The organism is Roseateles amylovorans, from assembly GCF_025398155.2.
Lineage (GTDB): Bacteria > Pseudomonadota > Gammaproteobacteria > Burkholderiales > Burkholderiaceae_C > Roseateles > Roseateles amylovorans.
Genome location: NZ_CP104562.2, coordinates 3,271,411 through 3,282,910 on the forward strand (window position 1 = coordinate 3,271,411; position 11,500 = coordinate 3,282,910).

Sequence of the window (11,500 nt, forward strand, 5' to 3'; positions counted from 1 at the left end):
CCGCAGTCCTGCGGACAGGAACCACGGTGGGCGCGACGCTGCGGCCCACCGTGTCCTCGACAGTGCTCAGTGATGCAGGGCCACGTTGAGGTGGTCCACCACCACGGCCCAGTCGGCATCCTGCTTGAGCAGCTCCTTCAGCAGCGCGGCTTGCTGCTCGGTCCAGAACGGCGCCTGGGTGATCTTCACATCACCGGGCAGGGGATGACGGTCGATGAAGTCGCAGATCTCCTGCTCGGAGGAGGGCAAACCCAGTTGCTCGAACAGCTCGTAGAACTGGTGATGGGTGGACTCCATGGGGGCTCCTTCTATGGGGGAATGCGCTCAGCTTAGCGGGCGGCCCGCTGCGACGGTGTAGGACCGGCCCGCATTTGATTGCCCGATCAGGCCGATCGTGCCGATCAGGACGGTCTCGCCCGCGCGTCACGAGGCCAGTCGACCCGAATCATTCGCCGGACAAGTCTCCCTGGGCGGCTGCCAACGATCGGTCGATAGCACCGGCACGCCAGGCAGATCAGCCGGCCCGCCGTCGGTGGACAGGGCGCTGTCCACATGGGCCGGCAACTGCAGGCCTGGCCCCTCGCAAGCCACCGCTCGCACCAGTGGTGCATAGGGCGCCTGGACCTGGCCGAAGAGCGTGGCGAAGGGCACATCGGCCGCATCGCGGCCAGTCCCGATCCGCACGAAGCCCATCGGAATGCCGGTGCCGGACGGGTCGAACAGATACCAGCGCTGCCCGAGGTAGACCTCGACATAGGCATGGAAGTCCGGCGGCTTGGCTGGGTTGGCGCCGTAATCGGTGCCGGTGACATACCGCGCCGGCATCGAGAGCGCGCGGCACAGCGCGATCATCAAGTGGGCATAGTCCCGGCACACGCCGGTGCGGTCGGTCAAGGTGTCCATGGCCGAGGTGCGCGGCGTCGATCCGAGCGAGGCATAGGCGATGTGGCCTCGCACCCAGTGCGCCACCGCCTCCGCCCGGCGATAGCCGCAGGGCAGGTGGCCGAACTCCGCATTGGCCCACGGCACCAGACGGTCCGACTCGCAGTAGCGACTCGGGGCCAGGTAGTGCAGGGCGTCGCTGGGCACGTGGTCGATGGTGGTCTCTTCGATGCCGGCGGGGTCGTCGATGTGGTGGTCGATGCACACGCTGGCGGTGTAGGTCAGGTGCATCGGCCCCTGCGGCGCGCGCAGACGCAGCAGCCGGTTGCCGCTGCCGGCGATGGTGTCGGACCGCCAGGGCAGCGCGGGCAGCACGTCGACCTGCTCCTGCAGGACGCGTTGGGCGGCCGTGCAGGCCGGCTGGATGTTGAACACGAAATCGCCGTAGGGCGAATCGACGTGGTAGTCCAGTTCAAAGTGGAGATCGAGGCGAATCATGGGAACTGCTCTGTTCGACAACGCAATGGATGAAGTGCAACTTGGCAACGACGCCCCGCTGCAGGACGAAGGGATAGAAATCGGGCTGGCCCATGGCGCGGGACATCTCGTTCATCGCGCTGGTCACGGCGATCCAGTCATGGAGCAGCCGCAGGAAGGCATGGCCGTTGGCATGGCCGGGCGCCCACAGGTCGGAGGTCCGGAAGGGCTCCGGGCGGGAGGCTTCGGCCGGTCCGGGCAGGCCGAAGCTGGCCGCGGTGTCGATGGTGTCGCGCAGATGGAGGTAGTGGGCCCAAGTCTCGGCCCAATCTTCCCAGGGATGGGCACTGGCGTACGACGAAATGAATTGACGAGGCCAGTCGGGCGGTGAGCCGGTGTGGTGGTGCCGGCGCAGGGCCTCGCCATAGGGCCGGCGTTCATCGCCGAAGAGCACCCGGTACGGCGCCAGCCAGTGGGTATGGGCAACCAGCCGATCCCAGTAGTAGTGACCGATCTCATGCCGGAAATGCCCCAGCAGGGTGCGATAGGGCTCCCGCATCAACTGGCGGGCGGCCTCGCGCTTGGCGTCATCCGCCTCCTCGATGTTGATGGTGATGATGCCGGCGGTGTGCCCCGTCATGACCCGGGGCTGGCCGGGCAGGGTGCGCAGGAAGTCGTAGGCCAGGCCATGGACCGGATCCACCGAGCGTGGCGTGACCGGCAAGCCCAGGCCCAGCAGTTGGGACACCAGGCGCCGCTTGGCCCGTTCCAGTCGGCCCCACAGTTCGGCATTGCCGGGGTCGGACAGGTCGGGCACCGTGCGGTTCAGCGCGCAGGCGATGCAATACCGGGTGCCGGGTCGGTCGTCCAGCGGCACCAGCCAGTTGCAGCCGGCAGCGGTGTTGAAGTTGGCGCAACGGGTGAACACGCCCGGCACTTCCGGCAAGCCGGGGCGGCCCGCCACCCGCCAGGTGCCCGGCGCCGGCCCCGCCTGCAAGGCATGCAGCATCAGATCGGACGGCAGGAAGCCCAGCGGTGCGGCACAGGCCAGACATTCGCTGTTTCGGAAGTAGAGGCGGTGGCCGCAGGTGCACCGGTAGACGCGGGGGGAAGCCATGGTCCGTCTCCCAGGGCAAGGGCCGGGCCTGCCCTGCGGATCGGCAGAGCCGACCGCAGCGGGAACTTGGCATCAGCACCGATCCGAGGACCTGCTCGGCTGCGACGGTGACGCCTGCTGGGCCGAAACCGGCCGAGCCATGATGCGCTGGGCTGAGTTACTTCCGAGCTGGCACAGGAGCCGCATGTCTGTTCGACGTTTCGGGGGCATCGAGGTGCGACGCGAGTGAATGCATGACCAAAGTCGCCAGATGGCCCGCAGTGCGCGATGTAGAGTCGCTTATCGCCCAGAGTAGCGTCGGGTGCCATCAAGCGCGCGCACGCCTGTTTCCCTCCGATCCCTCACCTGCCAGGATCAAGAATGCCCCATTTTGTGATTCCCGGACCGATCGGCTTGGATTCGTACAGAAGCTCGCGGGCGACGCATGATGGTGCGACAGCGTCTGCCAGACCAGCTGGCCTGCAAGTTAAAGATTGGGCAACGCATCTGCATGCAACCGTCGGTCCGCTCAACATTGCGAACCTGCCAGCCACTCTTCCGGCCTTGACCCGCCTGACTCCCGTCGGTGAAAAGCGGCCGCTGTCAGTGGGTGAAATCGAGATATGCAGGAAAGTCTTTCAGGCGGCCGTTGATTACGACAAGGTGTGGATTCATTGCCATGAGTTCCTGCCCTTTGATCTTCAGGACGACGACACTGCGATGACGCCCAACGGGGAGATCTATTTCAACTACAAAAATTTCAAGGAAGACTTTTCAAAGAGCACGGCAGGAGATCAATGGTGGTTCGTGCACGAAATGACTCATGTATGGCAACACCAACTGGGCTACTGGGTCATGATGCGTGGCGCAATCAGAATTGGGCTCAGCTATAAGTATGAGCTCAAGAAGGGAAAAACTCTGGGGGATTTCAATATGGAAGCCCAGGGCAATCTCATCGCGGACTACTTCGTACTCAAGCATCTGGGAAAGCCCAATGCGATGGCCAACGGCAACCACCAGAACGACCTCGCCCTTTTCGAAGAGGTCTTGAGCGACTTTCTGAAGGATCCCTCTGATCATGCCAACCTTCCGTGATGTTGTGATCCTGGCGAGTGTGTCGATTGCCGCGCTGCCGGTCTGGTCGACCTCCCGGCGCGCAGAAGCAGAAGTTCGAGTCCAGGATGGAACGCCCTGCTTCGCCATTTCGGCAAAGGAGTGGAAGCGGGACCCCAAGCAGCGAATTCGATCTATCGAGGTCGTTCCAGCGTCATCCCCACTTCAACAGGTATGGTTGATCCAGGCCAATTCACCGACTGGGCTGCCTGTCGCAACGGACACATGCGTCGTATACGGCCGACCGCTTGAGGGCGCAACGGCAGAACCCGCCAGTGCTTTGAGGTCAGGCCAGCTCTATCTCGTTTCCATGACTGTCAGCCCCTCAGACCCCAGCGATCCGACATTTGGCTACGCCGCGAGTTTCTGCTTGCAGGGTGAGGGAAATCAGCGGCGCGTTGTACCTTTGGCTGCGGCCAATAAGTCAGCGGAAGTTGGCTGCAAGTCATCAGACTGACTTCGGCGGTCACCCTATCGGGGGGGGGCCGCGATTGAGGCGAATCGCAAGGTTGCTGTCCTGGCATGGGCCAGGGAGGGCGACGCGGCTCGCAGCGTCAATCTGTAAGACCTGACAAGACATCAGGCGTCCGTCGGGCGCAAGATGCACGCGGACGCCACTCGTTCACCGCTCGAAGAAGCGGATCGTTGAGGGAGAACCGAGATGCAGGCTGCGGACGCGACATTGACTTCACCCGGGCCCGACCTGACGGCGTCCGGTTTCATGAGCCTGGTCCTGACGGTGCTGTGGCACCCGGATGTCCGCCAGATCGGCCATCAGGCCTTCTGGCCGGCGGACGCAGTCGACTGGCGCCTGCAGCGCTTCGAGCCGGCGTTCTGCGCGCCGGGCTCGGTCAGCGGTTCGCCGCTGGGCCTGCAGGTGATCAGTCGCCAGGGGCTGCGGCTGCGGCGCCATGACGATGGCGCCGTCACCCTGTTCAGCGCCCAGCAGCGCATGCGCATCGAGGTGGATGGCGTGCCGATGGGCGGCATCGAGGGCCGAGACGGCATCGGCGTCCCTTCCGAGCCGGGTTCCTCGCTGCTGCCCGACGACACAGCCGGCGCGCGGCTTCGTCTGACGGCGGATCGGCTGGCCCGTGGCACGGTCCTGGGCCTGGGCGGCACGGTGCTGCTGTGCCTGCATCGCTCGGACCGGCTGCCGCGCCGGGAGGCGCCCTCCGGCCTGGTGGGCGTGAGCAGCGGCATGATCCGCGTGCGGGAGCAGATCCGTCAGGTGGCGCCGACGCGCCTGCCCGTGCTGCTGCTGGCGGAGAGCGGCAGCGGCAAGGAACTGGCGGCGAATGCGATCCATGGCCTGAGTCCGGCCGGCGGCGGGCCGTTTGTCGCCATCAACATGGCCACGCTGGGCGAGCACACGGCGGCGACCGAGCTGTTCGGCGCCAGTCGCGGCGCCTATACCGGGGCGCAGACGGCGCGACGTGGCCTGTTCGCGGCGGCGGGCGAGGGCAGCCTGTTCCTGGATGAAGTGGGCGACACGCCGCCGTCGGTGCAGCCGATGCTGCTGCGGGTGCTGGATGCCGGCGAGTACCGGCCGCTGGGCGCGATCCACATCGAGCGCTCGCGCGCACGGATCATCGCGGCGACCGACCGCGCCTTGGGCAGCGGCGAATTCAACCAGCCGCTGCTGCGGCGTCTGGAGGCCTACACCTTGCGGATTCCGCCGCTGCGGGAACGTCGGGAAGATCTGGGCGTGCTGCTGATGCATCTCCTGCCGGAGCCGCAGGCGGCGATCGCGAGCCGGTTGGGATGGTCCTTCCTCACCACCGCCTTCATCTGCGACTGGCCAGGCAATGTCCGTCAGATGGGGCAGGTCTTGCGACGCGCCGCCATGCAGGTGGCGGCAGGGGAGGCGGTGGATCTGAGCTTTGCGATGGCGCCCGGGTCGCCCGGGGCGGCGACGACGTCGCGGCAGGGCGTGCCGGCCGGCGTGCGGGACGCCTTGACCGCCATGGAAACGGACGCGGCTGATCGCGCCCCGACGACCACAGGGTCGAGCGAAGCGGCCGCCGATCGCGCGCGCATCCCGCCGGCGGCACTGTCCGAGGACCAGGTGGTGGCCGCGTTGGATCGGCATGGCTGGTGTGTCCAACGCGCGGCGCGTGCGTTGTGCATCTCCCGTCCGAGCCTGTACGCCCTGATCCAGCGCAGCAGCGCCATTCGCGATGCCACCGAGGTGCCGGAGCCGGAGTTGCGTGCGGCGTACTCGCAGGGCGTGGGTCAGGCGAAGCCGTTGGAGGCGTGCGCCACGGCGTTGAAGGTGCCCAAGCAAGGGCTGCGGCGGCGGTTGCGGTCGCTGGGGCTGTTGCAGGGGGTGTGAGGCGGGGCAGATCCGAGGCGATCAATGCCCCACGCTCAGCCACTGCAGCAGCAGTCCATACAACTGATCCGGATCCACCGGCTTGGTGAGGAAATCATTCATCCCGGCGTCCATGCAGCGCTGGCGGTCGGTATCGAATGCATTGGCCGTCATCGCCACGATCGGGGTGTCCTTTCGGGCGGCGATCTGCCGGATCAACCGTGTCGCAGCAAGCCCGTCCATCAAGGGCATCTGCATGTCCATGAAGATCAGCGCCACCGGGGCGTCGGCCCTGTCGACCGCCTGCTGCCCATCCTCGGCCATGTCCACCACCAGACCGACATCCTCCAGCAAGGTGCGGATCAGCTCCTGATTGACCGGGTTGTCCTCGGCGACCAGGATGCGCTTGCCGCTCAGTTGGCCTCTGACCTGCTCCAGATCCAAGGCGGCCGGCGGCACCTCACCCGCCGATGCGGCGCTGTGCGTCCCCAACTCACACCGGGCTGTGAACCAAAAGGCACTGCCTCGTCCCCAGGCGCTCTCGACCCCGGCATCACCGCCCATCATCCGCGCGAGACGTCGGGTGATGGCCAGGCCCAGGCCGGTGCCGCCGTGCAGCCGCGTGGTCGACGCATCGAGCTGGTGAAAGGGTTCGAACAGCTGGCCGACTTTGGCGGGGTCAATGCCGATGCCGGTGTCGCTCACCTCGAAGCGGATCAATAGGCATCGGTCCTCTGCCTCCACCCCGTGTGCACGCAATGTGACCGATCCCCGCTCGGTGAACTTCACGGCATTCGACGCCAGATTCAGGATCGCCTGCCGCAGGCGCGTGGGATCGCCGAACAGCGTGGCCGGGACGTCATGGAGCTCCACCGACACCGTCAGCCCCTTGGTCGTGGCCTGGTTCAGAATCAGCGCCCGAACGCCTTCCATCAAGGCGGCCGGCTCGAATCCGATGCACTCCAACTGGAGCTCTCCGGCCTCGATCTTCGAAAAGTCCAGCACGTCATTGACGATCATCAGCAGGTGATCGCCGGCCGATCGGACCCGCTCAATCTGCTCGCGCTGAAGGTCAGACGCCACCGAGCGTTGCAGCAATCGGGCGTAGCCCAGGATCGCATTCAGCGGTGTCCGGATCTCATGGCTCATGTTGGCCAGGAAGACACTCTTGGCCTGGTTGGCCCTCTGCGCCACATCGCGTGCGGTTTCCACCTCGCGCGTGCGGGCTTCGACCAGCTCTTCCAGATGATGGCGGTAGTGATCGAGCTCGACCTCCGCGCGCTTGCGCTCGCTCACATCGCGCGTGACGGTCAGGAGGCAGGACTGACCACCGAATGCAATCGCCCGAGACGACACGAGCCCCGTGACCGGTTCCCCGTGCCGATTGAGAAAGCGCGCTTCGAAGTTGATGCACTCCCGTTCCAAGGTGAATTGATGGATGAACTGCGCTCTGTCGGCGAGGTCCGCCCAGATCTTCAGTTCGAGTGCAGTGCGACCCACGGCCTCCACTCGACGCCAGCCGAAGATGCGTGTGAAGCCCTCGTTGATGTCGAGGTATTTGCCGTCTTTCAAGTCGGTGATGGTGATGGCATCCGGGCTCGTCATGAAAGCGGTGCGGTAGCGGTTCTCGCTTTCTCGCAAGGCGGCGTTGGCTTGCTGCTGGGCCGACAGGTCCCGAAAGATCAGGCAGTGCAGGAGTTGGTCGTCGACCCCGGCGAAGGCTTCGCTGGAGACGTCGACCGGAACGGTCGAGCCGTCCTTGCGCAGGAAGTCGAGCGCGCCGCGCCATTGGCCGTTGAGGCCCCGCTGGGTCAGCGCTTCCGCCATTCGGACGTGATCGGGTGCCACCACATCATTGCGATGCAACAGTCCGATTTCGTCTTCGGCATAGCCGAGGATGGTGCACGCGGCGGGATTGGCGGTCAGGATCTGTCCCGAGGGGCGCGACAGGAGAATGCCGTCGAGCGAGTGCACGAAGAGCATGCGATACCAGGCGTCCTTGGGCAAATGCATGGTTCACTTTCTCGACCATTTCGATGCGCGGTTGGACGACCGCCTGGACTGCACGGATCGATGGCCCTCCCAGGCCGTCAATCCCCGGCACGCCAAACCTCCCTTCGACGCGCCCGCAATCGGTATCAGCCAGTTTATGCGAGCACACGCCGCCGCGACAGCTCGTTTTGAGGCCGTCTACGTCACGGTTCTGGGTGGCCTCGTGGCCTCGTGGCCTCGGAAGCGGGCCGTTGACTTGAACACGGCCCGCGGGATCGACTCGCCTGCCATGCGGCCTCACGCGGAGGCGTTCGGGCCCTCCTGCGACAGCGCGACTGCATCCTCCCCGGCCGGAATCCGCATCGGCGCGGTCGGATCCGTCACCGCTCGCCAGACCGCCTCGGCCACATCCAAGGCCTGAGTCACCGGCCCGTGACCGTCGCGCATGACCCCGAACACGTGCTGTGTGTAATCAGCATACGCTGGATGACCGCTGCGCTCGACCAGGCGCCGGGCATTGGCGCCGAAACTCGTGCTTGGCGCGCGGCCGGGCAACACCAGTCGGGCACGCACGCCGAACGGGGCCAATTCCAGGGCGAGCGATTCGGTGAATGCATTGACCGCAGCCTTGCTGCCGGTGTAGACCGACAAGAGCGGCAAGGGCTTGAGCGTGACGCTGGAGGTCACGTTCACCACCACGCCGGCGCCGCGTTCGCGCAGTTGCGGCAGGACGGCCTGCGTCATCGCGATCGTGCCCATGACGTTGGTGTCGAAGACCTCGCGCGCAGTGGCCATCGAGACACCTTCCAGCGGGGCCAGCAATCCGATGCCCGCGTTGTTGACCAGCGCGTCGATGGGGCCGGCCTCGGCCACGCAGCGCTGGATGCTGTGGGCGTCCGTCACGTCCAGCGGCAGCACCCGCAACAGGTCGGTGGCGGGCAGCACGCTGACCTGCGGATTCCGCAAAGTCGCGATGACCCGCCAGCCGCGGTCGAGGAACAAGCGCGCCGTGTCAAGGCCGAAGCCGGAGGAACAGCCGGTGATGAGGACAGTAGGCGTGGACGACATGAAGACTTCCTTGAAGTGAGGCCGCCACGATAGGCGGCGCGGCTCGGACTCACTACACTTGAACGTCTATTTCTTTGTCGAATGAGTCCAAATGATCGATCCGTTGGCCGAGGTCGTTTCGCTGCTGCAGCCGAGTGCGCCGTTCTCCAAGCGGGTGGTCGCGTCGGCGCCGTGGGCAGTGCGGCGATCGGAAACGGGTCGTCCCTTCTACTTCGCGGTGCTGGAGGGCGGTTGCCGCCTTCGGATCGACAGTCCCTCGGGCAGCGAGACCCTCACGCTGAACGAGGGCGACTTCGCGCTGATCCCATCTGCGCGCGCGTTTTCCACCTCCAGCCTCGATCGGCAGCCGCCGGGGGACGATGAGCCGGTTGACACGGTCATTGCGCCTGTGCCCGACGGCGCGCGGGTGGGCGATCCGGCGCGTCCGGTCACCACCCGCATGCTGGTGGGCCACTGCGTGTTTGCCTCGTCCGATGCCGCGCTGCTGGTGTCGCTGCTGCCGGGCTGGATCCATGTGCAAGGCGAACCGCGCCTGTCCACGCTGGTGCAACTGGTGGGAGACGAGTCCCGCAGCGACCGGCCGGCGCGTGACATCGTCATGGCGCGGCTGTTGGAAGTCCTGCTCATCGAAGCGCTGCGGTCGACGGCCAGCGCATCGACCTCCGCCAGCCTCGTTCGCGGTCTGTCCGATCCCCGACTGGCACTGGCGTTGCGCCGCATGCACCAGCAACCGTCCATGCCCTGGACGATGGCGCAACTGGCGAGCGAGGCGGCGATGTCGCGCTCCGCCTTCTTCCAACGGTTCAGCGACGCCGTGGGCATGGCCCCCATGACCTACCTGCTGGCCTGGCGCATGGCCTTGGCCAAGCAACTGCTTCGCCAGCCCAACGCCACGATGGCCGACATTGCCGAGCGCGTCGGCTACAGCTCGGTCAGCACCTTTGGTGTGGCCTTCACCCGGCATGTCGGCATGCCGCCGGGGCGCTACGCCAGGGAAGAGGGTGAGCTCCGGCCCGCATGACGCCGGCGCGATGCTGCGCGGTGCTGCATGCGCCAGCGCGCCCGTCAGATCGGCCCAGGTCGCAACACGCATTTCGCCAGACTTGCCCGCTCCGTGCCCACTGTGCCCGGCAGACCCTCCCGGTCATCAAGGCGCACATGGGCCCTCGGCGATTCGCCCGCGATCCATCCCAGCATCACACCCGGGATCACGCCCAGCACGGCACCGATCATCAACCCGACCAGCAACACCGTTTCCATCCGAGCCGATTTCAGCCGATCGATCACCGATGGCCGCGGCGCCAGGTCTTGCCAGGCGGTCGACGTCGGACGCCGCAGCGGCGCCGCCTCCAGGCCGCTCAGCCAGTTCGACAAGGTCATCAGATCCGGCGGCCGCTGCGCCGGATCGCGTGCCCCCATGGCGCGAATCAACTGGGCCACCGGTGCGGGTACTTCCGGCGGGAACCACCAGCCATCGCTGCCGGACAGCAACGCGGCGACATGACCCGGACCCGCCCCGTCCGCGCCGGGGCGGCGACCGCCGATCGCCTCCAGGAACACGGCGCCCAAGGTGAAGATCTCGGAGGCCGGGCAGGGCGGGCAGCCCAGCAGCCGCTCCGGCGCCAGATAGGCCAGGGTGCCCGGTGTCTGTTGATGCGGCAGCGCCTCGTCGCAGGTGGTCAGCGGGTCGAAGCGCTGGGCGATGCCGAAGTCGACGATGCGAAGCTGACCGTTCTCCTGCAGCATCAGGTTGGCCGGCTTGATGTCCCCATGCACCACGCCCGCGTCATGGACCTCTGCCAAGGCACCGGCGGCCTGCGCCATGACGCTTGACGCCTGCTCGACCGACAACGGACCCTCCCGCAGCACCTCGGCCATTTCCCGTCCGAACACCCGCTCCATGACGATCCAATGGCTGGCGGCCTCGCTCACCACCCCATGAACACGCACAAACGCGGCGTGCCGCAGCCCGGCCGACCGCCGCGCCTCCACGAGATGGGCGTTCTGCTGCGCCTCCGCGCTCGCCCGCAGCCGCTTCAGCGCGACGGGGCGCAGCAGGACGGTGTCCCACGCTGCGAAGACCTCGCCCTGACCCCCACGGCCCAAGGGACCCTCGATGAGGTAGTGCGCCACCGACCTGGGCCACGGCGCAGATGCAGATGCGGATGCGGATGCGGATGCAGACGGCGTTTCAGATGCCCCGACGTCGCCTGTCCGGGTCGGGGCGGGCGCCACGTCGAGGGCAGCGACGCCTCCCCACAGGTCGCCCGAGGAAGGGGGCGACCGCTCGGCTTCGGCTGTCAATCGCGGCATGGAATGGTCACCTCCAGCAAGTCCAGCAACAGACGCCCAGATCGCCGACTCGCCGAACACCGCGAAGCCGGCCCGCCGTCCTCCACGCGTTTGACAGTTCAGGCTGTCAAACCGCGCTCCAGAACCCATCGGGTTTGACAGTTTCGGACCGAATTTGACGAAACTGAAGCGCCAAACCTCTGAAATCAGGCTGGCATGCATCTTGTCTATGGAGTCGAAATATCCGAGACGGATTCATTGAGCAG

Annotated in this window: 9 protein-coding genes; 3 read left to right on the top strand and 6 right to left on the bottom strand. The window is 66.3% G+C overall.

The features are described from left to right. Window positions 1-66 precede the first annotated feature (66 nt). The 3 genes from N4261_RS13635 to N4261_RS13645 all read right to left on the bottom strand — a co-directional run bounded on the left by N4261_RS13635 (window position 67) and on the right by N4261_RS13645 (window position 2,476). Window positions 67-297 carry a DUF2789 domain-containing protein gene (locus N4261_RS13635; RefSeq protein ID WP_261755850.1) on the bottom strand — a complete coding sequence of 77 codons (231 nt, stop codon included), beginning with the start codon at window positions 295-297 and terminating at the stop codon, window positions 67-69. Between the two features lie 126 nt (window positions 298-423). Next, window positions 424-1,380 (bottom strand): transglutaminase-like domain-containing protein, encoded by a 957-nt coding sequence (locus N4261_RS13640; RefSeq protein WP_261755851.1) that lies wholly within the window; start codon window positions 1,378-1,380, stop codon window positions 424-426. Next, window positions 1,355-2,476: a zinc-binding metallopeptidase family protein gene (locus N4261_RS13645; protein WP_261755852.1), complete on the bottom strand. Its 1,122-nt coding sequence runs from the start codon at window positions 2,474-2,476 to the stop codon at window positions 1,355-1,357. Before N4261_RS13645 ends, N4261_RS13640 begins: the two co-directional genes overlap by 26 nt. A gap of 360 nt (window positions 2,477-2,836) precedes the next feature. Here N4261_RS13645 and N4261_RS13650 point away from each other — a divergent pair, with 360 nt between their 5' ends. Both N4261_RS13650 and N4261_RS13655 read left to right on the top strand, forming a co-directional pair. Continuing rightward, complete coding sequence (locus tag N4261_RS13650) at window positions 2,837-3,550, top strand: Rhs element Vgr protein (protein ID WP_261755853.1); 714 nt, start codon at window positions 2,837-2,839, stop codon at window positions 3,548-3,550. A 739-nt stretch (window positions 3,551-4,289) separates the two neighbouring features. Further along, window positions 4,290-5,903 carry a sigma 54-interacting transcriptional regulator gene (locus N4261_RS13655; protein ID WP_261755854.1) on the top strand — a complete coding sequence of 538 codons (1,614 nt, stop codon included), beginning with the start codon at window positions 4,290-4,292 and terminating at the stop codon, window positions 5,901-5,903. A 21-nt stretch (window positions 5,904-5,924) separates the two neighbouring features. Here the strand turns inward: N4261_RS13655 and N4261_RS13660 are convergent, their stop codons facing one another. Beyond that, window positions 5,925-7,895, bottom strand: coding sequence for a PAS domain-containing hybrid sensor histidine kinase/response regulator (locus N4261_RS13660; protein WP_261755855.1), 1,971 nt, complete (start codon window positions 7,893-7,895; stop codon window positions 5,925-5,927). A 276-nt stretch (window positions 7,896-8,171) separates the two neighbouring features. Beyond that, window positions 8,172-8,942 carry an SDR family oxidoreductase gene (locus tag N4261_RS13665; protein WP_261755856.1) on the bottom strand — a complete coding sequence of 257 codons (771 nt, stop codon included), beginning with the start codon at window positions 8,940-8,942 and terminating at the stop codon, window positions 8,172-8,174. Window positions 8,943-9,033: 91 nt separating this feature from the next. Between N4261_RS13665 and N4261_RS13670 the strand changes: the two genes are divergently transcribed. Then, a complete protein-coding gene (locus tag N4261_RS13670; RefSeq protein ID WP_261755857.1) occupies window positions 9,034-9,963 on the top strand; it encodes an AraC family transcriptional regulator in 930 nt (309 codons plus the stop codon). A gap of 44 nt (window positions 9,964-10,007) precedes the next feature. Here N4261_RS13670 and N4261_RS13675 read toward each other — a convergent pair whose 3' ends face one another. Continuing rightward, the gene (locus N4261_RS13675) at window positions 10,008-11,048 is read right to left on the bottom strand and encodes a serine/threonine-protein kinase (protein ID WP_261755858.1); all 1,041 of its coding nucleotides are present in this window, start codon (window positions 11,046-11,048) and stop codon (window positions 10,008-10,010) included. Window positions 11,049-11,500 lie beyond the last annotated feature (452 nt).

What these genes read in the sequence shown, in the direction of transcription:
- N4261_RS13635 (WP_261755850.1), bottom strand. Translation starts at nt 297, where the DNA reads ATGGAGTCCACCCATCACCAGTTCTACGAGCTGTTCGAGCAACTGGGT.
- N4261_RS13640 (WP_261755851.1), bottom strand. Translation starts at nt 1,380, where the DNA reads ATGATTCGCCTCGATCTCCACTTTGAACTGGACTACCACGTCGATTCG.
- N4261_RS13645 (WP_261755852.1), bottom strand. Translation starts at nt 2,476, where the DNA reads ATGGCTTCCCCCCGCGTCTACCGGTGCACCTGCGGCCACCGCCTCTAC.
- N4261_RS13650 (WP_261755853.1), top strand. Translation starts at nt 2,837, where the DNA reads ATGCCCCATTTTGTGATTCCCGGACCGATCGGCTTGGATTCGTACAGA.
- N4261_RS13655 (WP_261755854.1), top strand. Translation starts at nt 4,290, where the DNA reads ATGAGCCTGGTCCTGACGGTGCTGTGGCACCCGGATGTCCGCCAGATC.
- N4261_RS13660 (WP_261755855.1), bottom strand. Translation starts at nt 7,895, where the DNA reads ATGCATTTGCCCAAGGACGCCTGGTATCGCATGCTCTTCGTGCACTCG.
- N4261_RS13665 (WP_261755856.1), bottom strand. Translation starts at nt 8,942, where the DNA reads ATGTCGTCCACGCCTACTGTCCTCATCACCGGCTGTTCCTCCGGCTTC.
- N4261_RS13670 (WP_261755857.1), top strand. Translation starts at nt 9,034, where the DNA reads ATGATCGATCCGTTGGCCGAGGTCGTTTCGCTGCTGCAGCCGAGTGCG.